This is a genomic window from Marinomonas sp. FW-1 (assembly GCF_005222245.1).
Taxonomy (GTDB): Bacteria; Pseudomonadota; Gammaproteobacteria; order Pseudomonadales; family Marinomonadaceae; genus Marinomonas; species Marinomonas alcarazii.
The window spans coordinates 1,601,905-1,624,664 of sequence record NZ_CP025987.1; the positions used below are offsets into that span (position 1 = coordinate 1,601,905).

Consider the following 22,760-nt stretch of genomic DNA (forward strand, 5'->3'; position numbering starts at 1 on the left):
GATGTTAAAAACACTAAAAGAAGCAGTGATTGCTGTTATTTATGGTGGCCGCTCGGCTGAACGTGAAGTATCGATGCAAAGCGGTCCTTTGGTCGCGGAAGGCCTTAGGTCAAAAGGTTTCCAAGTTGTAGAAGTGGATCTTTATGGCGCTGATGGGCTGTTGGATCCTATTGTGCAATTGCAGTCTGTATCATTCGATGTGGCGTTCATCGCCTTGCATGGTGGTGAAGGTGAGGATGGTCGAGTTCAAGCTTTGCTTGAAATGCTTGGTAAGCCTTATACGGGAAGCTCGCCTTTGGCTTGTGGGTTGGCAATGGATAAAGTGCTAACTAAGCGCTTTTGGCATGGTATTGGTATTCCGACGCCAGCTTATTTGTCTTTTGTTGGGCATGCTGATGCAGATGTCATTGAAGAGCAGATGTCTTATCCAGTGATAGTAAAGCCTTCAAGAGAGGGGTCTACTATTGGAATTAACAAAGCCACTAACAGAGCGGAGCTTGATGAAGCGCTTCTTAAGGCGCTTGAGTATGACTCTGATGTTCTGGTTGAGGAGTTTGTTGATGGGCCTGAATTCACGATAACGATTATCGATGACGTGGCTTATCCTCCAATAGGGCTTAAGCCTGCCCCTGATCATAAGTTGTATGACTATGAGGCAAAATACATTGCGGATGATACCGAGTATCTACTACCTTGTGGCCTGAATGAAGATGATGAAAATGAGCTGCAAATGCTGGCGTTGGATGCTTATCGCTCATTGGGTTGTTCTGGTTGGGGGCGTGTTGATGTAATGCGCGATCAAGCTGGGGTCTTTTGGGTGTTGGAAGTGAATACCGCGCCGGGTATGACATCTCATAGTTTGGTTCCTATGGCGGCTAATTATGTTGGAATTGACTATGCTTCATTAGTAGAGAAGATTGCGCAAAGTGCTTGGGATAAAGTTGGGCGTAACTAGCGTATGAGAATAGCGGCACTCATTGGGGCGATTTTATTAATATTGGTGGCGACATTTCAGGGAAATGAATCCTCTGAAACTTGGTTTGCTATCGAGAATATTGAGATCAAAGGGGATCTGAAATATGCAAAGAAAGCAGAGTTGCAGTCCGATTTTTCTTCTTTGCTCAATCAGAGCCTTTTAAGTGTTTCTTTGTCGGACGCCTTAGCGACAGTTTTGTCATCAGAGTGGGTGGCAAGTGCAGAGATTCGTAAAGTTTGGCCAAATACGTTGCAGGTGCTTGTTCATGAGCATACGCCTCTAGCATACTGGGGGGATAGGCAAGTTCTTTCCACCTCTGCTGCCGTTATTACTCCAAAGACGGTGCCTGATTTGCCGCTTACTCGGCTTTATGGTCCAGAAGGTTCAAGCGATATTGTGCTCGAGCAGTTTGGTTTAGTAAGCCAAGTGCTTGCTTCCTCTTCATTGCGGATATTTTCTCTCACCTTGGAGCCAAGGGGGGCTTGGAATATTGTTTTTACCAATGGAGTAGCCGTCAAGCTAGGAAGAACCGAGATATTAGAACGGTTACAGCGCTTTATAGCGGTGTATAAAAGTGATTTATCGGGTAGAATAGATCAAATAACGTCTGTCGATGCTCGCTATCCTCATGGGGTAGCAGTGGGTTGGGCAAAAAATAAATAATGTTGGCCTGTTTGTTGCTTTTTTGTACAGCATGAAGAGGGTCTCCATAAAAACACGTAATGCCGGGAAGGTAAAATGATAGTCGGTTTGGATGTAGGCACATCGAAAGTTATCTGTTTGGTTGGCGAAGTTCTAGCTGATGGTAGTTTGGAAATTGTCGGTATTGGCTCTCATAGTTCAAAGGGTATGAAGCGTGGTGTTGTCATCAATATTGAGTCAACAGTGCAGTCTATCCAAAGAGCTGTTGAGGAAGCTGAATTGATGGCAGGTTGTAATATACATTCTGTTTATGTCAGTGTTGCTGGGAGCCATATACGCAGCTTGAATTCTCATGGCATTGTGGCGGTGAAAAATGGCGAAGTGCAAAAAGAAGATATTGATCGAGTCATTGATGCCGCGCAAGCTGTGCCAATATCTTCAGATCAGCGAGTGATACATATTCTGCCTCAGGAATACCACATAGATTCGCAGGAAGGCATCAAAGATCCTTTGGGAATGTCTGGTGTTCGTTTAGAGGCCAATGTCCACTTAATCTCAGGCGCCGTGAACGCTGTGATGAATGTGGAGAAATGTATTAAGCGTTGTGGGTTGGGAGTGGATGGTGTCATTCTCTCACAGCTGGCTTCCAGTGAATCTTCACTAAGTGAAGATGAAAAAGATTTAGGTGTTTGTTTAATAGATATCGGTGCAGGAACGTCTGATATCGCAGTTTGGATTGATGGCGCGTTGCACCATACTGCAGTGGTTCCGGTGGCGGGTGATCAGGTCACGAATGATATTTCGATGGCTCTGCGTACTCCGACTCAACACGCAGAAGAAATTAAAGTGAAGTATGCTTGTGCAATGTCTTCTATGGCTTCTGCTGAGCAGGTTCTTCAAGTGCCAAGTGTTGGGGATCGTCAACCAAGATCTATTACACGCCATGCCTTAACTGAAGTTGTAGAGGCTCGGTATGAAGAAATTTACAATTTAGTTTTAGATGAGTTAAGGCGCAGTGGATATGCTGAGCGTATCCCTGCAGGTATTGTAATTACTGGGGGTACGTCCTTAATGGAAGGGGCAGCTGAACTGGCGGAGAAGGTTTTCCAGATGCCTGTTCGACTATCTTTACCAGATAGTACTAAAGGAATGTCGGACATTGTCGATAACCCTATATATTCAACAAGTGTTGGATTATTGGCTTATGGCAGTAAAGAGGCTGAAGTAACGGAAATCTCGAAACGAATGATGTCTAAGACGCAAACTAAACGAGAAACGTCAGTTCTGGCACCTAAAGAAATCGGGTCATCCTTCAGTGCAGCGAAGGCGTGGCAGAAACTTAAACACTGGTTTCAAAGTTATATTTAGTCAGAAGTGATTACGAATTTATTGAGGAGCGATAAGCCCATGAATGTCTTTGATTTAGCCGAAGATAATCTATCAGATAATGCTGTTATTAAAGTTGTTGGTGTTGGCGGTGGCGGTGGTAATGCCGTGCGTCACATGCTTGAGAACCGATTGGAAGGTGTGGAATTTATCTGTGCTAACACGGATTCCAAGGCTCTGATAGGTTTCGAGACAGGTGTTTCTTTGCAACTGGGCTCAACGATCACAAAAGGATTGGGTGCAGGTGCAAACCCTGAGGTGGGGCGCGACTCCGCTTTAGAAGACCAAGAAAAGATTACCCAGTTGTTAACTGGCGCTGATATGGTTTTTATCACCGCTGGTATGGGCGGTGGTACAGGAACAGGTGCTGCTCCCGTTATTGCTAAGGTGGCTCGTGAGCTTGGTATATTGACGGTTGCTGTTGTTACTAAGCCTTTTCCGTTTGAAGGCCGTCGTCGAGCACGCGTTGCAGAAGATGGTGTTAAAGAATTGCGTGAAAATGTCGATTCATTAATAACAGTACCGAATGAACGCTTGTTACCAGTATTGGGAAAAAATATTTCCCTGCTGAAGGCATTTGGTGAAGCAAACAATGTTTTGTTTAATGCGGTTCAGGGTATAACAGATTTGATCATGCGACCTGGTTTGATCAACGTCGACTTTGCAGACGTAAGAACGGTTATGTCTGAGATGGGTATGGCGATGATGGGGACGGGGTCTGCATCAGGTGAGGATAGAGCGAGAGTGGCTGCTGAGGCCGCAATTCACAATCCATTGCTTGAAGACATCAATCTTAGAGGTGCACGTGGTGTGCTGGTAAACATTACAGCCAACGAAGAAGTTGGGTTGTCCGAGTTTACTGAGGTTGGTGGAATTATTGAAGAATATGCATCGGAAGATGCTACTGTCGTAATTGGTTGTGCTATCGATCCTAGTGTAGGTGATGAGATGCGAGTTACGGTGGTTGCTACTGGTTTAGAGGGTCGTACCGCAGTTGAAATGAAGTCTGCTGTTGGTGAATCTGCTGTCTCTCAACCGGTTATGACAAAGGTGGAGCAACAAGTTGTAGAAAACACTGAAGCGCAAGTTTCAGTGGCTCCTCCTGAGTCTAAGCCTTCGGTTAATACCAAGGTGGAAGTTGTAGAGAAAAACTTGGATGAAAAGAAAGAATCAACGGATTCATCTTCTATTTCAAGTGGCGATAAATTGTCATATTTGGACATTCCAGCGTTTTTGCGTCGACAAGCTGATTAGTTTCAGCAAAAACGATGCAATATCAAAAGGTTGGATTGTATATAAAATGTGTTATTGATATTATTTGTAAAGAATAGTATCCAGTCATAAAAATGTAGGAATCAAATGGTACGCCAACACACACTAAAGAACATTATTCGAGCTACTGGAGTGGGTTTACACTCTGGCGAGAAGGTGTATTTGACATTAAAACCTGCTCCTGTGAATACGGGTATCGTATTTGTTCGTACAGACTTGGATCCAGTTGTAGAGATTCATGGCGATGCGAAGGCAGTAGGGTCAACAAATTTTGCTACGGCTTTATGTCAGGGTGATGTGAAGGTTAGTACTGTAGAGCATTTGTTGTCAGCCATGGCTGGTCTAGGTGTTGATAACGCCTATGTAGAAGTAAGCGCTAGCGAAATTCCTCTTATGGATGGAAGTGCAAGCCCTTTTGTTTTCCTTCTGCAGTCTGCTGGTTTGGAAGCTCAAAACGCACCGAAGAAATTCATTCGAGTTAAGAAGCCTATTCGAGTTGATGAGGGCGATAAATATGCCTCTCTTGAGCCTCATTCAGGTTTCCGACTGTCGTTTACAATTGACTTTCAGCATCCTGCCATTGGTGAAGATGTGCAAAGCACGTCGTTTGATTTTTCAACGACTACTTTTGTGAAAGAAATTAGCCGCGCACGTACTTTTGGTTTTATGAAGGATCTAGAATACTTCAAAAATAATAACCTTGCTCGTGGCGCAAACATGGAAAATGCCATTGTTCTTGATGACTATCGCGTCCTGAACGATGAAGGTTTGCGTTACCGTGATGAGCTAGTGCGTCATAAGGTATTGGATGCGATTGGTGATCTTTATCTTTTGGGTCACAGTCTTATCGGTGAATACAAAGCTTATAAATCAGGCCATGCTTTGAATAATAAGCTTTTGTTAGCTTTGCTTGAGCATCAAGACGCTTGGGAATATGTTGTTTTCGAAGATGAAGCGCAAACAACGCCTATTTCTTATGTGGAGCCAGCTTTTGTTGGCGCTTAATAAGTGATTAATTCTTAACCGAATACAAAAAAACCAGACAATATGTCTGGTTTTTTTGTATTTAGGTCCTTGATATTTCATGTTTTGTCTCACATTACCGTGGTAGACTGTGTTTATTACTAATTGGCTACGTTGAGTTCAAGATGTTAGGAACCGTAATTAAAAAAATTGTCGGCACAAAGAATGACCGAGAAGTAAAACGATATAAAAAAATCGTTACGCAAATTAATCAATTCGAAGAATCTCTCAAAAAATTATCAGACGATGATTTGTCAGGAAAAACCAGCGAGTTTCGTGAACGTTTAAATAAAGGCGAATCACTTGATTCTATTTTGCCTGAGGCGTTTGCTGTTGTCAGAGAAGGCAGTAGTCGTGTGATGGGGATGCGCCACTTTGATGTGCAGCTCATTGGTGGAATGGTTTTGAACGAAGGTCGAATTGCAGAGATGCGAACAGGTGAAGGTAAAACGCTTGTTGCAACGCTTGCAGTGTATTTGAACGCATTGACGTCTAAAGGCGTTCACGTTGTTACGGTGAATGATTACCTTGCTAAACGTGATGCGAATTGGATGCGTCCACTTTATGAATTTTTAGACATGAGTGTCGGTGTTGTTTTTTCTGGTCAAGATCGTGATGAGAAGAAGTCGGCTTACTTATGTGATATCACCTACGGAACGAACAACGAATTTGGCTTTGACTATCTTCGTGACAATATGGTGTTCCGCCTAGAAGATCGTGTTCAGCGTGATTTGAACTTTTCTGTAGTGGATGAAGTCGACTCCATCCTAATAGATGAGGCGAGAACGCCTCTTATTATTTCTGGTGCTGTAGAAGACAGTTCTGAGCAGTATCGTAAAATTAACCAGTTGGCGCCATTACTGACCAAGCAAGAAAGTTCTGACGATGCTGAGGGTGATGCGGCTACTGGGCATTATATTTTTGATGAGTCGCAGCGCAGTATCGAGTTAACCGAAGAAGGTCACTCGTTTGTTGAGGCGTGGTTGGTAGAGCAAGGATTGTTGGGTGAAGGTGAAAGCCTTTATGCGGCAGGAAATCTTTCTTTATTGCACCATGTTCATGCGTGTATGAAGGCCCATGTTATCTTTAAGAAAAACATTGATTATGTGATTCAAGGAGATCAAATCGTCATCGTTGACGAGCATACGGGTCGTACCATGCCAGGTCGTCGTTGGTCTGAGGGTATCCACCAAGCAGTAGAAGCAAAAGAGGGTGTGACGATTCAGGCGGAAAGTCAGACATTGGCGTCGACGACTTTCCAAAATTACTTCCGTCTATATGACAAATTATCTGGAATGACGGGTACAGCCGATACGGAAGCTTTTGAGTTTCAGCAAATTTATGGTCTATCCGTCATTGTTATTCCGACCAATCGTCAGGTTCAGCGTAAAGACTATAACGACCTTATTTACATGACGACGGAAGACAAGTTTGAAGCGATTGTCTTGGATATTGAAGAAATTATTCAGCAAGGGCGTCCTGTATTAGTGGGTACGGCTTCTATTGAATATTCTGAGTTGCTGTCAAATTATCTTGAGAAGAAAAACGTAAAACACAATGTTCTAAATGCTAAACAGCATGAGCGTGAAGCTCAGATCATTGCAGATGCGGGTCGTCCTGGTGCTGTTACCATTGCTACCAATATGGCGGGTCGTGGTACAGATATTGTATTGGGTGGTAATTTGCAGGTTGAGATTGATCAGCTGGGCGAAGGAGCTAGTCAAGAAAGTATCGATGCGTTGAAGGCGGATTGGAAGTCTCGAAATGAGTCTGTATTGGCTGCCGGTGGTTTGCATATCATTGGTACTGAGCGTCATGAGTCTCGTCGTATTGATAACCAGTTGCGTGGACGTGCAGGGCGTCAAGGCGACGTTGGTTCTTCACGCTTCTACTTGTCATTAGAAGACAATTTAATGCGTATTTTCATGTCTGATCGCATCAAGAAAATGATGATGGCGTTGGGTATGGAGAAGGGTGAAGCCATAGAGCATAAGATGGTTTCGAATGCGATTGAAAAGGCCCAGCGTAAAGTTGAAGGTCGTAACTTTGATATTCGTAAGCAATTGCTTGAGTATGATGATGTTGCGAATGATCAGCGTCAGGTAATTTATCGTCAGCGCTTTGATATGATGGTATCAGAAGATCTTTCTGAGGCTATTTCAGCTATGCGAGAAGAGGTGGTTGCTGGAGTTATTGATGAGTTTATTCCGCCGCAAAGTATCTTCGACATGTGGGATCTTGCAGGATTAGAGGATAAGATTCGTAATGAGTTTGGCCTAGAGCTCCCTATTGCAAAATGGGTAGAAGAAGACAAAAAACTGTACGAAGAACCTCTTCGTCAGAAAATTCTGGATGCTTTTGTTGAAGATTACCAAGCAAAAGAGCAAGTTGCTGGCGCAAGTTCGTTTAGAGCTTTCGAGAAGCAAGTGCTTCTTCAGGTTCTTGATACTCTTTGGAAAGAGCATCTTCAGACGATGGATATGCTTAGACAAGGTATTCATTTGCGTGGTTATGCACAAAAGAATCCAAAGCAGGAATACAAACGTGAATCGTTTGAGCTGTTCCAAGGCTTGCTAGAGCAGATTAAGTTTGAAGTGATTCAAATTATTACTCGTGTGAGAGTTCAGTCTGCAGAAGAAGCCGAAAAAATAGAAGCGGCTCGCAAGGCACAAGAAGAAAAAACAACAATGAGTATGGTTCATGATTCATTGAATGCTTTAGACGATGGCTCTAGCGAGTCGCAAGAATATCCTAAAGTAGGTCGAAATGAGCCTTGCCCATGTGGGTCTGGTAAGAAATATAAGCAGTGTCACGGTAGTCTTGTTTAACTGGAGAAAGTTTAAATGGCTGTAGGGTTGCATGATTTTCCTCTTATTCCGGAAATAAAAGGGGTAAGAATTGGTGTTGCAGAAGCAGGTATCAAAAAGCCTAATAAAAAAGATGTTGTCATTTTTGAGTTATGCGAAGGTGCTTCTGTTGCGGGTGTTTTTACTCAAAACGCATTTTGTGCAGCACCCGTGCGTATTTGTCAAAAACATCTAGGCTTATCCAACAGTCGTTATTTGTTGATTAATACAGGTAACGCTAATGCTGGTACTGGTAAATCAGGTTTGGAAACGGCACTGAAAACGTGTGAGTCGTTGGCTCATGAAACAGGTGTGAGCGTTGAATCTATATTGCCTTTCTCTACCGGTGTTATTGGAGAGCCTTTGCCTGTAGCGAAGATCATTGCAGCAATACCATCAGCACTTGCAAATCTGTCTGGTGATAACTGGCGTTCTGCTGGTATTGGTATTATGACAACGGATACTTTACCAAAGGGCTCTGTGCGTACCTTCGAACATGAAGGTCGTTCTTATTCTATTGCTGGTATCTCCAAAGGCGCCGGTATGATTCGTCCTAATATGGCGACTATGCTGGGTTACGTGTGTAGTGATATTGCGATGGAGCAAGATGTTCTTCAGTCGATTCTGAAGGATGTTGTTAACAAGAGCTTTAACCGTATTACCGTTGATAGTGATACCTCTACAAATGATTCTTGTGTTGCGGTTGCAACAGGAATGGCAGGCAATACAAAAGTCTCTTCGGTCGATGAGCCACTGGCAAAAGCTTTTATTGTTGCGTTTACTGAGGTTATGCAGGAGCTTGCTCATGCGATTGTGCGCGATGGTGAAGGGGCAACTAAGTTTGTCACTGTGGAAGTTATAGGCGCTTCTGTTAAGTCTGATGCAACGAAAGTTGCCTTCGAGATTGCTCATTCACCTTTGGTGAAAACGGCTTTGTTTGCTTCAGATCCTAACTGGGGTCGTATTTTGGCGGTTGTTGGTCGTGCGGGCGTTGAAGGTTTAAATGTTGATCATGTTCAGTTGCATATCAACGGGTTTGAAGTAGCTCGTGATGGTGGTCGTTCTCCAGATTATTTGGAGGAACATGGGAAAGAAGCAATGGCACCAGAAGAAATACATATAGTGCTCGACTTAGGAATGGGATCTGAATCTGATACTGTTTGGACGACGGATTTTTCTCATGAGTATGTCACTATTAATGCTGAGTACCGTACCTAATGTTGGTTAGAGTTGCTGCCGGTATTATTGTTCGCGATGATTTGGTTTTTATTGCTCTTCGCAAGTCAAGCCAGCATCAGGGTGGTTTATGGGAGTTTCCTGGGGGTAAGTGTGAACCTATGGAATCTCCAGAGACTGCATTGCAGCGTGAGTTAAAAGAAGAGTGTGGCATCGCTGTCACTGAGTGCTCTTTTTTTAAGACCATTGCCCATGATTATGGCGATAAACAAGTTGAGCTTTGTTTTTATAAAGTAACAAAGTTTGATGGTGAGCCAGTGGGGAGTGAAGGTCAGCAAACCGCTTGGGTGCCAGTTTCTGATCTGCCTTCTTATGACTTCCCTGAGGCGAACAAAGAAATTGTTGCTGATCTGATTAAGTAGTTAGTGCAGCGAACAAAAAAGAGCTTCATATATTGAAGCTCTTTTTTTTGTTTTTTTAGTCAAGTATTTTGGCTAAGAGTTTTCTTACTGTGCTTGGTTCAAAAGGTTTGCCGCAGATAGCATCTACCCCTTCTTGGGCGATATTTGATAGCTGGCTATTTTCAGTGTCCGCGTTAGAGCTAACCATCAATATTGGAATATGGGCTAAGGACGGGTCTAACCTGACCGCTTCAGTAAGCTCTAAACCATCCATTTCAGGCATATTGTAGTCGGTTACAATAAGGTCAAATTCCATTTCGTTCAGTAGAAGAATTGCTTCTTTGCCATTTTCTGCAAATTGGATGTCTTCTATACCCATTGTGTTTAGTGTTTTGCTTATGTGCTTTCGAGCCATCAGGCTGTCGTCTGTAATAAGTACTCTTAGTGTTCGTGGATCAAACAACTCCAAATCAATTTCTTCTTCAACAATGAGATCTAGAGTAGCGTGAATTGCTCTTACTAAATTCTTTTGACTAAAAGGTTTGGGTAATATGGCAAGAACGCCAGACTGTCTTAAGTGTTCTAAATTCTCACGGTTTCTTTCGCTAGAAATGAGCATGAAGCACTGGTTTTCTGTGTCTGGATTAGCGCGTATTTTGTCGATAAGTTCATTTGCGGTTCCGTCAGGAAGGTACATTGACGAAATGACTAGATCGGGCGGAAACGAAGCGAGTAAGCCCATTGCTTCTTGAATGCTGTTTGCGTATTCAATTTGCTTTATGCCGGCATCTTCTAGAGCTTTAGTGATGATTTTCTTTTGGGTATCTGACGGTTCTACTAAGAGAAAAGATAGGTCATTTATCGCTGCATAAGTGCTCATAGTTTAAAGTTGCCTATTTTGTTTGTGATGTTATGACTTTTACTAGGACTATTTTGTGTTTATGGTTGCTTACTGCTTAATATGAATATATTAAATAGGTTAACATGTTTTATCTAGTCTATTTGAATTGTGGGAGTGGTAATGTCGACAGCAAGTGCGTGTCATATCTTGGTAAAAACCAAAGCGGAAGCGGACTCATTAAAGGCAAAGTTAGATAAAGGTGCTGATTTTCATAAATTGGCCAAGCAATTCTCAACTTGTCCTTCTGGTAAAAAAGGTGGAGACCTTGGGGAGTTTCGCAAAGGGGATATGGTGCCAGCGTTTGATAAGGCTGTGTTTGATGGTCCGCTGTATAAAATTCAGGGGCCCGTTAAAACACAGTTTGGTTTTCATTTGATTAAAGTGTTGTATCGTTCTTAAGGTGGGTGAAAATGAATAATGTGATTCAGCTCGACAGTCTGTATTATGTTGCGCCTCAGATATTGCTAGAAGATATAGAGGTGTTGAAGGATCTAGGTTTTGAAAGGGTGATTAATAATCGTCCTGATTTTGAGTCTGAAGATCAGCCGACAGATAATGCTTTGCGCGCAAAGGCTGAAGCATTAGGTCTAGAATATGTTAGTAACCCAATTGACTTATCTAAGTTGTCGAAAGAGCATGTTGAGGTTCAGTCTGACGCGCTAGGTGTCAGTAAAAAAACCTTGGCTTTTTGCCGTACAGGAACTCGATCTTCCGTTTTGTGGCTGCTGTCTGAAAATGCTAAGGGTAAGTCTTCTGATGAGCTTAGTGCTTATGTGGCAGGGAAAGGTTTTGATCTTTCTCGGTGTGCGGCAGCAATGGCGCCTTTGTTGAATAAATAACTGTCAGTATGTGTCTGAGGCATAGCAGGCAATTTTCTTTCTTTGTGAATATGTAGTATTGGTAATTTATGGTTAGTCGACCGTCGTTAGAAACAGCCACAGCCTCTGATCCTGATCGCTTTGTCGAGCCGTTAGAGCTGGGGAAGCGTGTTAAGGAAATTCGTCTTGCGAGAGGGTGGACGCTGGAAGAGGTGGGCAAAAAGACTGGAATCGCTCGCTCTACATTGTCGAAAATTGAAAATGATCAGGTTTCGCCTAGTTTTGCTATTGTGCAAAAGCTCATAAATGGTTTGGAAATGGACTTGCCTCAGTTGTTTGTTGAGGCCAGTGAGCATTCTATTGCTGGGCGAAGGGATGTTACGCGAAAGGGCCGAGGAGAGCCGCATCCGACAGCAACGTATGAGCATGAATTGCTCAATTACTCAATTAGCCGCAAAAAAATGGTGCCTTTCAAGACTACTGTCAGAGCGAGATCTTTCGCAGAGTTTAAAGAGTGGGTTCGTCATGATGGCGAGGAGTTTCTTTTGGTTTTGCGAGGTAAAATTAATTTTTTCTCTGAGCTCTATGAACCAATTGAATTAAAAGAAGGTGATAGTGTGTATTATGATGCCTCAATGGGACACGCTGTTGTTTCTTTGTCGGCAAAAGATGCTGAAATACTTTGGGTTGTGGCCCGTTAATATATTAAAAAATTATTTAAGAGAAGGTTGTATTGCGTTATGGAGCAGTGGGGATTGACAAGTTGGAGAGGTAAAACGGCACTGCAACAGCCGGTTTATCCTAATGCTGAGCATCTGGCTCAGGTGGAAAGTACATTAGGCAAAATGCCTCCTCTTGTTTTTGCAGGTGAAGCGCGTCAGCTTAAAAAGGCATTGGCTCAGGTGGCAAATCGACAGTCGTTTTTATTGCAAGGCGGTGATTGCGCAGAAAGTTTTGCTGAGTTTCATGCTAATAATATTCGCGATACATTTAAAGTCATGCTGCAAATGGCAGTGGTTTTGACTTATGCGGGTAAGTGTCCTGTTGTGAAGGTCGGCCGCATGGCTGGTCAGTTTGCTAAGCCAAGGTCAGCTGGAACAGAGGTTGTTAATGGCGTTGAGCTGCCTAGTTATCGTGGCGATATTATTAATGGCATTGATTTTACCGAGCAGGCTCGTGTGCCGGATCCTGAGCGTTTAGTGCAGGTGTATAATCAAAGCGCTTCGACAATGAATTTACTTCGCGCTTTCTCGCAGGGTGGTTTTGCGGATTTGCATCAAGTTCATCAGTGGAATTTGGACTTTTTGAATGCAAGTCCTGCAGGCGGTCGCTATCAAGGTGTTGCTGATAAAATCGATGATGCTTTGCAATTCATGGAAGCGTGTGGGGTTGGTGCAGGCTTATCTCAGCTAAAAGAGACCGACTTTTATACGTCCCACGAAGCCTTGCTATTGCCTTATGAACAAGCATTAACTCGTAAAGACAGCCTGACAGGTGAGTGGTATGACTGTTCTGCTCACATGTTGTGGATTGGTGATAGGACGCGTCAACTGGACGGTGCGCATGTTGAGTTTTTGCGTGGTGTTCAAAACCCAATTGGGGTGAAGGCTGGTCCTTCTATGGATCCTGAAGATCTGTTGAAGCTGTGTGATGTTTTAAACCCAAATAATGAAGCGGGTCGTTTGAATATTATTGTTCGAATGGGTGCGGATAAAGTTGAAGAGGGTATGCCTAAACTGATTCAGGCTATTCAACGTGAGGGTAAGAATGTCGTTTGGAGTAGTGATCCAATGCATGGCAACACTGTTAAGGCTTCCACTGGTTACAAAACACGTCGGGTAGATGATGTGTTAAAAGAAGTTCAGCAGTTCTTCCAGGTTCATAATGCTGAAGGTAGCTACGCCGGTGGTGTTCACTTTGAAATGACGGGTCAGAATGTTACTGAATGTGTGGGCGGTGCTTTTGAAGTGACTGAGGCGGATTTGGCTGATCGTTATCACACTCATTGTGATCCGAGGTTGAATGCTGATCAGTCGTTAGAGTTGGCATTTATGATTTCGGACACTCTTAAGAAATCGAGATCCTAATTTACCCACCTTAGTTGGTCGATTGATTGTCAATAAAAAAGCTCAGTTAGGTTTCTAACTGAGCTTTTTTGTTATTCGCTTTGGCTGAAAAGGGTAAAGCGATTAGCCTTTTCGGCGGCGAAAAGCGGATGTGGTTGCTTTTGAAGTCACATCGATTTTTGCCATGATAAGCGCCATCTCTTCAGCTTCTGCTTGCTGTTGTGCTTTTAGTTTTTCTTCACGTTCTTTTTTGGATGCTCTTTCAGCTTCATTCAGCATTTTCTGGATGCTGGCTTTGCTTTTTGTGCGAGCCGGAGCTTTTTTCTTTTCAGGCTCTTTTGGTATCGCTGCACCGCTTAATCTTTCTTCGCCAATAAGTTCTCCAAAGAAGGATTTGGCTGTTGGTGCCGGCTCAATTGTTTTTTTTGGCAATTCAACGGTTTTTGTCGCGGCTGCTTTTCTTGTTTTTTTTGGCTGCTCTGCGGTTGATACGCCGTTAGCATCAAAAAGTGCTTTTTTACCAAAGTTTAAGTTGGTTGATTTCTCGGCTGTTTGGGCAATTTTGTAACCGCGCAAACTTTCACCGTTATAGATTGAGATATAGTCGCTTTCTAGCTCATAAAGCTCTTGTTTGTCGCTGGTTTCAAATAGCTCTTCGACAATAAATGCTTCAACGCCATTCTCCCTAATGTCATTGTATAAGGGAAAGTCTAGGCCTTCATTTGTTGCTTCAACGTATTGTTCGAAACGTTGGAAGCCACTATTGAAAGAAGTTCCAATATAATGCTTGCCAGTGATGTTATTTGTGATTTTAAAAACGACCAAAATCGCTGCCTCTTACGTAATATCTTTTTAATAGCACATAAACCCCATTCACCTGAGGGAACCCAGAGGTGAATGGGGTTTATAAAGAAATAGGGTTAGTGTTTTACGACGATATTTAGACCGTCGCGAACATTCAGATGAACATTCTCAACTCGTTTGTCTTGCGCAATTAAGCGGTTGACTTGGTTGACAGCTATGTCGCTGTTTTCTTTTGGGTCTAGTACTCGTCCTTGCCATAGGGAGTTATCGATAATGATAAGTCCACCTGATTTTACAAGCGGTACTACCGCTTCATAATAATTAAGGTAGTTGCGTTTATCTGCATCGATAAAGACAAGGTCAAATTGCCCATCAAGGGATTTGATTGTGTCCAGAGCTGGGCCGAAAATGGCTTTGATTTTCTTGCCGTGCTCGCTACGATCAAAAAAGGATTGAGCAAATTCAATTGCTCTAGGGTTGGTTTCACAGCAAATTAGTTCGCCATCAGAAGGCATGCCCTCTGCGATTGATAAAGCTGAATAGCCAGTAAACATGCCTATTTCAAGGGCGCGCTTAGGTTGAGCTATTTTGGTCAACAGCTTCAGGGTGCGGCCAATGGTTTTTCCAGACAACTTATTTGGGTAGCCCATATCAGAGTAAGTTTTTTCTACTAACTCAATTAAAAGCTCAGGTTCTGATTGAGTCGTCTCAATGCAGTAGTCGTCAAGAGTATTAAGATCCATAGTGCCTTTTAAAACGCGAAGTATGTGTGAAACGGATGCCAATTTTACTCTGCGTGAAGATAATGTCTATGGCTTAAATGTAGAAAAAAAGCTTGATTTTTGCGGATGTCCTGTACATGCCGATAAAAAAGCCGATTTAAATTAGATTCGCATGAATAATCGAAAAATGGTAATTTATGCGCTGAAATTTACATGTGCTCTTTGGTATGGAGCACCACTGACTCCGATAGGGGAATAAAATGCCTGTAATTACTTTGCCTGATGGCAGCCAACGCTCTTTTTCAAACCCAGTAACTGTTATGCAAGTCGCCGAGGATATTGGTCCTGGTTTGGCTAAAGCCACGGTGGCTGGTCGCATAGATGGTCAACTTGTTGATGCATGCGAGCTTATTTCTGACGACGCTAAATTAAGCATCATTACAGGGAAAGACCCTGAAGGTGTGGAAATTATTCGTCACTCTTTTGCCCACCTTGTTGGTCATGCTGTTAAGCAGTTGTATCCGACAGCGCAAATGGCGATCGGACCTGTTATAGATGAAGGCTTTTATTACGACATCGCCTATGAGCGTCCTTTTACGCCTGATGATCTTGCCGCTATTGAAAAGCGCATCGCAGAGTTGGTTAAGACGGACTACGATGTTGTTAAAAAAATGACACCGATAGCAGAGGCTCGTCAGCAATTTGTTGACCGTGGTGAAAGCTATAAAGTGGCATTGATTGATGATATGGATGAGTCAACGAAAGAAGTTGGTTTGTATCATCATGAAGAGTATATGGATATGTGTCGTGGTCCTCATGTACCGAATACTCGAGTCTTGCGTCATTTCAAATTGATGAAGTTGGCTGGTGCGTACTGGCGTGGTGATTCTAATAACGAAATGTTGCAGCGTATTTATGGTACGGCTTGGAACGACAAAAAAGAATTGAAAGCTTATTTAACGCGAATCGAAGAAGCTGAAAAACGCGATCATCGTAAGTTAGGTAAGAAGTTGGATCTTTTCCATGTGCAGGAAGAAGCGCCTGGCATGGTGTTCTGGCACCCTAAAGGCTGGAGATTGTATCAAGCTGTTGAGCAATATATGCGTCAGAAGCAGATTGATAACAATTATCAAGAGGTCAAAACACCCCAGATCGTTGACCGTGTGCTTTGGGAAAAATCAGGGCACTGGGGCAAATATCATGAGAATATGTTTACTACACATTCTGAAAATCGTGATTACGCCGTTAAACCGATGAACTGCCCATGTCACATACAGGTTTATAATCAGGGCCTTAAAAGCTACCGTGATTTGCCGTTCCGTATGGCTGAGTTTGGTTCTTGTCACCGTAATGAGCCATCTGGTGCATTGCATGGCATTATGCGTGTACGTAACTTTGTTCAGGATGACGGTCATATCTTTGTGACCGAAGGGCAAATTCAGTCGGAAGTGTCTGAATTTATCGATCTGCTTCACGAAGTGTATGCAGATTTTGGCTTCGATAACATTGTTTATCGTTTGTCTACTCGCCCTGAGCAGCGAGTGGGATCTGATGAAGTGTGGGATAAAGCTGAAAAAGCTTTATCTGATGCGTTAGATTCTGCTGGGCTTGATTGGGAAGAGTTACCAGGAGAAGGGGCTTTTTATGGTCCTAAAATTGAGTTTTCTTTGAAAGATGCCATCGGTCGAGTTTGGCAGTGTGGTACAATTCAGGTAGATTTCTCGATGCCAACTCGATTGGGTGCGCAATATGTATCGGAAGATGGCTCGCGCCAAACACCGGTTATGTTGCATCGTGCGATCGTTGGGTCACTTGAACGTTTCATCGGTATTTTGATCGAAGATACAGAAGGTGCCTTTCCGGTCTGGCTTGCGCCTGAACAAGTTGTTATCATGAACATTACAGATCGCCAAGCAGACTATTGCTCTGATTTGGAAAAAAGATTGAATTCAAATGGCTTTAGAGCAAAACTTGACTTGAGAAACGAGAAGATCGGGTTTAAAATCCGCGAGCATACTCTTCAACGAGTGCCGTACATGATCGTTGTCGGTGATAAAGAAGTTGAGCAACAGCAGGTTGCTGTTCGAACTCGTACCGGTGATGACCTTGGAGTGATGAGTATTTCTGATTTTGAAGAATTGCTTCAAAAAGAAGTTGCTCGCCGTAGCCGTAAACAAGAAATGGAGATAGTACTATAAAAGGTAATATGAATCGTGGGCGTGCCGCTAGTAAGCAGCGTCCTCTAATCAACGAAAACATTCGAGCTACCGAAGTGCGTTTGATCGCTGCTGATGGTGAACAAGTTGGCGTTGTCTCTTTAGATGAGGCGCTAAAAGCGGCACAAGAGGCTGCTTTAGACTTAGTGCAAATTGCTGATTCAGATCCGATTGTTTGCAAAATAATGGACTACGGTAAGCATATTTTTGAAGCAAAGAAAGCGAAAGCTGCTCAAAAGAAAAATGCTAAGCAAATCCAAGTAAAAGAAATGAAATTCCGTCCAGGGACGGAGGAAGGGGATTATCAGGTAAAACTCCGCAACCTGATACGTTTCCTTGAAGGCGGGGATAAGGCCAAGGTATCACTACGATACCGCGGTCGTGAAATGGCCCATCAGGAGCTTGGTATGCAACTTATGAATCGAGTCGCTCAAGACTTAGAGGAATATGGTGCAGTAGAGCAAGCTGCGAAAATGGAAGGTCGTCAATTGACTATGGTGCTAGGCCCCAAAAAGAAGAAGTAGTTTTAAATAGACGCACGTAATAATTGCCTAGCTTTTATTACGTGATGTGTATTGAAAAATTACACTAACATTAACGAATGCGAGAGTGGTTTTATCATGTCCAAAATTAAGTCACACAGTGGCGCATCTAAGCGCTTCAAACGTACCGCGAATGGTTTTAAGCATAAGCAGTCTCATACTAGTCACATTTTGACTAAGAAATCGACTAAACGTAAGCGTCATCTTCGTTCTATGAACCAGATTGCGCAAAGCGACAAAGCGTTAATTGTACGCATGTTGCCATACATCTAAGTCTAGATTTTTTTAGTTCATTAATTTATTAGTATAAGGTTTATATTATGCCTCGCGTAAAACGTGGTGTTCAGGCTCGTCGCCGTCACAAGAAGATTTTAAAGCAAGCTAAAGGTTACTACGGTGCACGTAGTCGTGTATTTCGTGTAGCGAAACAAGCTGTTATCAAAGCTGGTCAATACCAATACCGTGACCGTCGTCAGCGTAAGCGTCAATTCCGCGCATTGTGGATTGCTCGTATTAACGCTGCTGCACGTATCAATGGTCTATCTTACAGCCGTTTCATTGCTGGCTTGAAAAAAGCTGCAATTGAAATCGACCGTAAGGTTTTGGCTGACCTAGCTGTGTACGAGAAAGAAGTTTTTGCTGCTATCGTTGAAAAAGCGAAAGCAAGCTTGGCTTAATTTCTGACGTAGCCTTAGGGTGATCCGATCTTGATAGATTCAATCTTAATAGAAGGGTCACTCAATGCAGTCTTTGATAGGGGAAGAGCCAATGGTTCTTCCCCTATTTTATTTTTTGGAGTGTATAAATGGAGAACCTAAAGCAGATTCTTGCTGATGCGCTAAGCGCAGTAGCTGCATCTGAGAGTGAGTCCGCGTTGGATGATGTACGAGTGCATTATTTAGGCAAGAAGGGCGCACTGACTGCTTTGTTGAAGCAGCTTGGTAACGTTTCGGCAGAAGAGCGACCAAAATTTGGTCAAATGGTTAACGAAGCAAAAGACCAAGTTCAGGAAAAAATTACTGAGCGCAAGGCTTCTCTTGCTAAAGCGGCGCTTGATGCGAAGCTTGCAACAGAAACAATTGATATCTCCTTATCTGGTAAGGGTCAGGAAGTGGGTGGTTTACATCCAGTGACTCGTACTATGGAGCGTATTGAAACCTTTTTTCGTGGGATTGGCTTTGATGTGGCTGCGGGCCCTGAAATCGAAGACGATTACCACAACTTTGAAGCTCTAAACATTCCTGCGCACCATCCTGCGCGAGCAATGCAAGACACTTTTTACTTCAATCCGACAACCGTACTAAGAACGCATACATCTCCTGTTCAAGTACGCACAATGGAAACGACTCAGCCGCCGATTCGAATTATTTGTCCTGGCCGTGTTTATCGTTGTGATTCAGACCAAACGCACACGCCAATGTTTCATCAGGTTGAAGGTTTGTTGATTGACGAAAATATTTCGTTTGCGGATCTGAAGGGTATTTTGCAGCAGTTTTTGAATGTCTTCTTTGAAGATGATTTAAAAGTTCGTTTCCGTCCTAGTTACTTTCCATTTACTGAGCCTTCAATAGAAGTGGACATCATGCGTACCAACAGCAAGGGCGAAGAGTCTTGGCTAGAAGTGTTAGGTTGCGGCATGGTTCATCCGAAAGTGCTTGAAATGTCCGGAATTGATTCTGAGAAATACACAGGTTTTGCTTTTGGTATGGGCGTTGAGCGTTTTGCCATGCTGCGTTACAAAGTAGATGACTTGCGTATGTTCTTCGAGAACGATTTGCGCTTCCTTAAGCAGTTCAAGTAATCAGTCGACCTAGGATGTTTTTATGAAAATTAGTGAGAATTGGCTAAGAGAGTGGGTCAATCCAGACATCAGTAGCGATGATTTGGTTGCTCAGATAACGTTAGCTGGCCTTGAAGTAGACGAAGTTTTGCCTGTTGCCTCTGCATTTTCTGGTGTGGTGGTGGGTGAAATTATCGCAGCTGAGCCTCATCCGAATGCAGACAAACTGCAAGTTTGTCAGGTGTCAGACGGTGCAGAGACATTTCAGGTGGTTTGCGGTGCGCCGAATGCGCGTCCAGGTATTAAGATTCCATTTGCTAAAATTGGCGCGGTATTAGGTGCGGATTTTAAAATTAAAAAAGCGAAGCTTCGCCAAGTAGAATCTTTTGGTATGTTGTGTTCAGCCTCTGAATTGGGCTTGAGCGACGATCATGATGGCATTATGGAATTACCAGCTACTGCAAAAACTGGCGAAGATTTCCGTGCTTTCTTAAATCTTGATGATCAGATCATCGATGTAGATCTAACACCTAACCGAAGCGACTGTTTAAGCATTGCTGGCTTGGCTCGCGAAGTCGGCGTTTTGAATAAAGCGGATGTGACACCTGTTAAGGTCGCTCCTGCTGACGTTACGATCGATGATGCCTTCCCTGTTCGAGTGGAAGCAGCTGATGCTTGCCCGCGTTATTTAGGTCGTGTTGTGCGCGGTGTTAATGTTGCGGCTCAGACGCCTTTATGGATGGTTGAGAAGCTTCGTCGCAGCGGCATTCGTTCAATCGACCCAATTGTTGATATCACTAACTATGTGATGTTGGAGTTGGGGCAGCCAATGCATGCATTCGATCTTGCGAACCTATCTGGTTCGATTGTTGTTCGAATGGCGAAGAAAGATGAAAAAATTGTCTTACTTGATGGCCAGGAAGTCGCTCTACGTGATGATACTTTGGTCATTGCTGATGAAACCGCACCGCTAGCTATTGCTGGGGTAATGGGTGGCGAAGGGTCAGGAGTGAACGAAGCAACGAAAGATATTTTCCTTGAAAGTGCTTTTTTTGCTCCATTGGCTTTAGCAGGTAAGGCGCGCTCTTATGGGTTGCACACGGATTCTTCACACCGCTTTGAGCGTGGTGTTGATGCTACGCTTCAAGAACAAGCAATAGAGCGTGCGACGGCATTGGTACTTGAAATTGCTGGCGGCCAAGTAGGGCCAATTACTCATTCTGTGAATGAAGCTACTTTGCCTGAAGCGGCCGTTGTTACTTTACGCCGCAAGAAACTTGATCAGTATTTGGCGATGTCCATCGATAAAGATTTGGTGACGGATATTTTAACTCGCCTTGGTCTAGAGATGATTGAAGTGACTGATGAGGCTTGGTCTACAAAAGCGCCATCACATCGTTTTGATATTGCTATTGAAGCGGATTTGATCGAAGAGGTTGCTCGTATCTATGGGTATGACAATTTACCTTCATCAATGCCTCAAGCCGCGGTGAATTTCACCCCTTTATCAGAGACGAAAACACAAATTCAAGTGTTGCGTTCTATTTTGGTGTCGCAGGGTTATCAAGAAGCGGTGACTTATAGCTTTATTGACCCTGTATTAAGTAAGCAATTTTTACCTAATATCGAACCTGTGCCGCTGGCGAACCCTATTTCAGCAGACATGGGTGTTATGCGTCCAAGCTTGGTGCCCGGTTTGGTGAAAGCTTACCTTTATAACCAAAATCGTCAGCAATCTCGCGTGCGTTTATTTGAAACGGGTCGTCGCTTTATTGGTACTGTTGATGCGCTAGCTGATTTGGATCAGCAGCAGCAGGTTGCAGGCTTAATTGCGGGTGCTCGTCATGCTGAGGCTTGGTATCACGGCAGCGAAAAGGTTGATTTTTATGACCTTAAAGCACATGTTGAAGCGATGTTTGCTCTAAACGATGGTGGTAAGCCAACGTATGAGCGTTCTAAGTGTGAATTTTTGCACCCTGGGCGTTCTGCCGATATCTTTTTAGACGGACAGTTCGTTGGCTTGATGGGGGAGTTGCATCCTCAGTTGGCTAAGGAATTGGGTGCTAATCAGCCTATTTATGTGTTTGATATTGCACTTGCGGCTGTGTTGAATGCTAAGTTGCCGGAATATGAAGCGGTTTCTCGTTTTCCTGAGGTGCGTCGTGACCTAGCGTTGCTTGTTGATCGCTCTGTGCCTGTGAGTGAGTTGGAGAGGGTCATTTCTGCAACAGCAGGAGAGGCGCTTAAGAATGTCTTGGTTTTTGATGTTTATCAGGGCCAAGGTATTGATGAGACGAAAAAAAGTGTCGCTTTGGGCTTGACGTGGCAGCATCCTTCACACACTCTTAGTGATGAAGAAGTGAACAATTCTGTCGAAAAAACAGTTGCGGCATTATCTGAGCAATTGGGAGCCGTTGTAAGGGGGTAGATTTATGGGATCGTTGACGAAAGCGGACCTTGCTGAAAACTTAGTAGATTCAATTGGTCTAAGTAAAAAAGATGCGAAAGACCTTGTTGAGGGGTTTTTTGAGGTTGTTCGTAGTTCATTAATAGAACGACAGCAAGTTAAGCTGTCGGGCTTTGGTAATTTTGAAGTGCGAGAAAAGAGTCAGCGACCTGGTCGAAACCCTAAAACGGGCGAAGAGATCCCGATAACCGCTCGAACTGTTGTTACTTTCCGGCCTGGGCAAAAGCTTAAGTCAAAAGTAGAAGACTATATGCAAGAGTAATTCTTGCAGCCTCTAAAAGGCCACCCCATAGGGTGGCCTTTTTTATATCTCACGATTCAATAGCTTATATAGTAGGGGTCTGCCTTTTCTAGAAGAGCTTGTAGCTTCAGGTGTTGACTCGATAAAGTAGAAAGATATTTAGATCAATGTTTAAGCGATCATTTCTGAATATTCTATTGTCATGATTAAATTGAAAAAAAGTTAATAAAAGTCTTCCCTTTTCAATTTGTTATAGTAATATACGCACCCGCTGGCAGGGACAGAGTTTAACTCTTCAACTGTCGGTTTCGGGGCGTAGCGCAGCCTGGTAGCGCACTAGCATGGGGTGCTAGTGGTCGCAGGTTCAAATCCTGCCGTCCCGACCAAAAATTGAGAAATGCCGCTATAGCTCAGTTGGTAGAGCATCTGACTTGTAATCAGAGGGTCCCGAGTTCGACTCTTGGTGGCGGCACCATTTTTG

Annotated in this window: 22 protein-coding genes and 2 tRNA genes; 21 read left to right on the forward strand and 3 right to left on the reverse strand. The window is 43.4% G+C overall.

Annotated elements, in window-relative coordinates; genetic code table 11:
• Position 1: 1 nt before the first annotated feature.
• From C1X04_RS07520 to mutT, 8 genes are all read left to right on the forward strand, one after another.
• Positions 2-955, forward strand: coding sequence for a D-alanine--D-alanine ligase (locus C1X04_RS07520; RefSeq protein ID WP_110571911.1), 954 nt, complete (start codon positions 2-4; stop codon positions 953-955).
• 3 nt (positions 956-958) lie between these two features.
• Positions 959-1,639, forward strand: coding sequence for a cell division protein FtsQ/DivIB (locus C1X04_RS07525; protein ID WP_110571912.1), 681 nt, complete (start codon positions 959-961; stop codon positions 1,637-1,639).
• A gap of 75 nt (positions 1,640-1,714) precedes the next feature.
• Positions 1,715-2,986, forward strand: a complete 1,272-nt coding sequence (gene ftsA / locus C1X04_RS07530; RefSeq protein ID WP_110571913.1) for a cell division protein FtsA — start codon at positions 1,715-1,717, stop codon at positions 2,984-2,986.
• A gap of 39 nt (positions 2,987-3,025) precedes the next feature.
• On the forward strand, positions 3,026-4,258 hold the full coding sequence (gene ftsZ / locus C1X04_RS07535; RefSeq protein ID WP_137169570.1) for a cell division protein FtsZ: 1,233 nt from the start codon (positions 3,026-3,028) through the stop codon (positions 4,256-4,258).
• Between the two features lie 105 nt (positions 4,259-4,363).
• Positions 4,364-5,281 carry a UDP-3-O-acyl-N-acetylglucosamine deacetylase gene (lpxC, locus tag C1X04_RS07540; RefSeq protein WP_110571915.1) on the forward strand — a complete coding sequence of 306 codons (918 nt, stop codon included), beginning with the start codon at positions 4,364-4,366 and terminating at the stop codon, positions 5,279-5,281.
• A gap of 143 nt (positions 5,282-5,424) precedes the next feature.
• On the forward strand, positions 5,425-8,127 hold the full coding sequence (secA, locus tag C1X04_RS07545; RefSeq protein WP_137169571.1) for a preprotein translocase subunit SecA: 2,703 nt from the start codon (positions 5,425-5,427) through the stop codon (positions 8,125-8,127).
• 15 nt (positions 8,128-8,142) lie between these two features.
• Positions 8,143-9,363, forward strand: coding sequence for a bifunctional glutamate N-acetyltransferase/amino-acid acetyltransferase ArgJ (argJ, locus tag C1X04_RS07550; RefSeq protein WP_137169572.1), 1,221 nt, complete (start codon positions 8,143-8,145; stop codon positions 9,361-9,363).
• On the forward strand, positions 9,363-9,743 hold the full coding sequence (gene mutT, locus C1X04_RS07555) for an 8-oxo-dGTP diphosphatase MutT (protein WP_137169573.1): 381 nt from the start codon (positions 9,363-9,365) through the stop codon (positions 9,741-9,743). The genes argJ and mutT overlap by 1 nt, the downstream gene beginning before the upstream one ends.
• Positions 9,744-9,798: 55 nt before the next feature.
• Here mutT and C1X04_RS07560 read toward each other — a convergent pair whose 3' ends face one another.
• On the reverse strand, positions 9,799-10,602 hold the full coding sequence (locus C1X04_RS07560; protein ID WP_137169574.1) for a response regulator: 804 nt from the start codon (positions 10,600-10,602) through the stop codon (positions 9,799-9,801).
• Positions 10,603-10,743: 141 nt separating this feature from the next.
• On the opposite strand from C1X04_RS07560, the gene ppiC reads away from it, so the two are divergent.
• The 4 genes from ppiC to C1X04_RS07580 all read left to right on the forward strand — a co-directional run bounded on the left by ppiC (position 10,744) and on the right by C1X04_RS07580 (position 13,528).
• The gene (ppiC, locus tag C1X04_RS07565) at positions 10,744-11,022 is read left to right on the forward strand and encodes a peptidylprolyl isomerase PpiC (RefSeq protein WP_137169575.1); all 279 of its coding nucleotides are present in this window, start codon (positions 10,744-10,746) and stop codon (positions 11,020-11,022) included.
• Positions 11,023-11,033: 11 nt separating this feature from the next.
• Positions 11,034-11,462 (forward strand): TIGR01244 family sulfur transferase, encoded by a 429-nt coding sequence (locus C1X04_RS07570; protein ID WP_137169576.1) that lies wholly within the window; start codon positions 11,034-11,036, stop codon positions 11,460-11,462.
• 68 nt (positions 11,463-11,530) lie between these two features.
• Entirely contained in the window at positions 11,531-12,142 is a 612-nt protein-coding gene (locus tag C1X04_RS07575; protein ID WP_110571922.1) for a helix-turn-helix domain-containing protein, read from the forward strand.
• Positions 12,143-12,181: 39 nt separating this feature from the next.
• Positions 12,182-13,528 carry a class II 3-deoxy-7-phosphoheptulonate synthase gene (locus C1X04_RS07580; RefSeq protein WP_110571923.1) on the forward strand — a complete coding sequence of 449 codons (1,347 nt, stop codon included), beginning with the start codon at positions 12,182-12,184 and terminating at the stop codon, positions 13,526-13,528.
• A gap of 102 nt (positions 13,529-13,630) precedes the next feature.
• On the opposite strand, the gene C1X04_RS07585 is transcribed toward C1X04_RS07580, so the two are convergent.
• Together C1X04_RS07585 and C1X04_RS07590 are read right to left on the reverse strand one after the other, a co-directional pair.
• Positions 13,631-14,332: a GIY-YIG nuclease family protein gene (locus C1X04_RS07585; protein WP_110571925.1), complete on the reverse strand. Its 702-nt coding sequence runs from the start codon at positions 14,330-14,332 to the stop codon at positions 13,631-13,633.
• 95 nt (positions 14,333-14,427) lie between these two features.
• Entirely contained in the window at positions 14,428-15,054 is a 627-nt protein-coding gene (locus tag C1X04_RS07590) for an O-methyltransferase (RefSeq protein WP_110571927.1), read from the reverse strand.
• Positions 15,055-15,293: 239 nt separating this feature from the next.
• Between C1X04_RS07590 and thrS the strand changes: the two genes are divergently transcribed.
• The 9 genes from thrS (at position 15,294) to C1X04_RS07635 (ending at position 22,754) form a co-directional block, all read left to right on the forward strand.
• Complete coding sequence (gene thrS / locus C1X04_RS07595; RefSeq protein WP_137169577.1) at positions 15,294-17,231, forward strand: threonine--tRNA ligase; 1,938 nt, start codon at positions 15,294-15,296, stop codon at positions 17,229-17,231.
• Between the two features lie 8 nt (positions 17,232-17,239).
• Positions 17,240-17,773 carry a translation initiation factor IF-3 gene (gene infC / locus C1X04_RS07600; protein ID WP_110571931.1) on the forward strand — a complete coding sequence of 178 codons (534 nt, stop codon included), beginning with the start codon at positions 17,240-17,242 and terminating at the stop codon, positions 17,771-17,773.
• A 96-nt stretch (positions 17,774-17,869) separates the two neighbouring features.
• Positions 17,870-18,064 (forward strand): 50S ribosomal protein L35, encoded by a 195-nt coding sequence (gene rpmI, locus C1X04_RS07605; RefSeq protein ID WP_067343164.1) that lies wholly within the window; start codon positions 17,870-17,872, stop codon positions 18,062-18,064.
• Positions 18,065-18,111: 47 nt separating this feature from the next.
• A complete protein-coding gene (gene rplT / locus C1X04_RS07610) occupies positions 18,112-18,468 on the forward strand; it encodes a 50S ribosomal protein L20 (protein ID WP_024023333.1) in 357 nt (118 codons plus the stop codon).
• Between the two features lie 128 nt (positions 18,469-18,596).
• Entirely contained in the window at positions 18,597-19,592 is a 996-nt protein-coding gene (pheS, locus tag C1X04_RS07615) for a phenylalanine--tRNA ligase subunit alpha (protein ID WP_110571933.1), read from the forward strand.
• A gap of 22 nt (positions 19,593-19,614) precedes the next feature.
• Positions 19,615-21,999 (forward strand): phenylalanine--tRNA ligase subunit beta, encoded by a 2,385-nt coding sequence (gene pheT, locus C1X04_RS07620; protein WP_137169578.1) that lies wholly within the window; start codon positions 19,615-19,617, stop codon positions 21,997-21,999.
• 4 nt (positions 22,000-22,003) lie between these two features.
• Complete coding sequence (locus tag C1X04_RS07625) at positions 22,004-22,300, forward strand: integration host factor subunit alpha (RefSeq protein WP_110571937.1); 297 nt, start codon at positions 22,004-22,006, stop codon at positions 22,298-22,300.
• A 288-nt stretch (positions 22,301-22,588) separates the two neighbouring features.
• A tRNA-Pro gene (locus C1X04_RS07630) sits at positions 22,589-22,665 on the forward strand.
• Positions 22,666-22,678: 13 nt separating this feature from the next.
• Positions 22,679-22,754: transfer RNA gene (locus C1X04_RS07635), tRNA-Thr, on the forward strand.
• Positions 22,755-22,760 lie beyond the last annotated feature (6 nt).

Bases quoted from the DNA above. Each gene is read 5' to 3' on its own strand.
- pheS (WP_110571933.1), top strand. From the start codon at position 18,597: ATGGAGAACCTAAAGCAGATTCTTGCTGATGCGCTAAGCGCAGTAGCT.
- ppiC (WP_137169575.1), top strand. From the start codon at position 10,744: ATGTCGACAGCAAGTGCGTGTCATATCTTGGTAAAAACCAAAGCGGAA.
- pheT (WP_137169578.1), top strand. From the start codon at position 19,615: ATGAAAATTAGTGAGAATTGGCTAAGAGAGTGGGTCAATCCAGACATC.
- ftsA (WP_110571913.1), top strand. From the start codon at position 1,715: ATGATAGTCGGTTTGGATGTAGGCACATCGAAAGTTATCTGTTTGGTT.
- mutT (WP_137169573.1), top strand. From the start codon at position 9,363: ATGTTGGTTAGAGTTGCTGCCGGTATTATTGTTCGCGATGATTTGGTT.
- C1X04_RS07520 (WP_110571911.1), top strand. From the start codon at position 2: ATGTTAAAAACACTAAAAGAAGCAGTGATTGCTGTTATTTATGGTGGC.
- secA (WP_137169571.1), top strand. From the start codon at position 5,425: ATGTTAGGAACCGTAATTAAAAAAATTGTCGGCACAAAGAATGACCGA.
- C1X04_RS07570 (WP_137169576.1), top strand. From the start codon at position 11,034: ATGAATAATGTGATTCAGCTCGACAGTCTGTATTATGTTGCGCCTCAG.
- infC (WP_110571931.1), top strand. From the start codon at position 17,240: ATGAATCGTGGGCGTGCCGCTAGTAAGCAGCGTCCTCTAATCAACGAA.
- C1X04_RS07525 (WP_110571912.1), top strand. From the start codon at position 959: ATGAGAATAGCGGCACTCATTGGGGCGATTTTATTAATATTGGTGGCG.
- argJ (WP_137169572.1), top strand. From the start codon at position 8,143: ATGGCTGTAGGGTTGCATGATTTTCCTCTTATTCCGGAAATAAAAGGG.
- C1X04_RS07625 (WP_110571937.1), top strand. From the start codon at position 22,004: ATGGGATCGTTGACGAAAGCGGACCTTGCTGAAAACTTAGTAGATTCA.
- C1X04_RS07590 (WP_110571927.1), bottom strand. From the start codon at position 15,054: ATGGATCTTAATACTCTTGACGACTACTGCATTGAGACGACTCAATCA.
- C1X04_RS07560 (WP_137169574.1), bottom strand. From the start codon at position 10,602: ATGAGCACTTATGCAGCGATAAATGACCTATCTTTTCTCTTAGTAGAA.
- rplT (WP_024023333.1), top strand. From the start codon at position 18,112: ATGCCTCGCGTAAAACGTGGTGTTCAGGCTCGTCGCCGTCACAAGAAG.
- thrS (WP_137169577.1), top strand. From the start codon at position 15,294: ATGCCTGTAATTACTTTGCCTGATGGCAGCCAACGCTCTTTTTCAAAC.
- C1X04_RS07580 (WP_110571923.1), top strand. From the start codon at position 12,182: ATGGAGCAGTGGGGATTGACAAGTTGGAGAGGTAAAACGGCACTGCAA.
- rpmI (WP_067343164.1), top strand. From the start codon at position 17,870: ATGTCCAAAATTAAGTCACACAGTGGCGCATCTAAGCGCTTCAAACGT.
- C1X04_RS07575 (WP_110571922.1), top strand. From the start codon at position 11,531: ATGGTTAGTCGACCGTCGTTAGAAACAGCCACAGCCTCTGATCCTGAT.
- ftsZ (WP_137169570.1), top strand. From the start codon at position 3,026: ATGAATGTCTTTGATTTAGCCGAAGATAATCTATCAGATAATGCTGTT.
- lpxC (WP_110571915.1), top strand. From the start codon at position 4,364: ATGGTACGCCAACACACACTAAAGAACATTATTCGAGCTACTGGAGTG.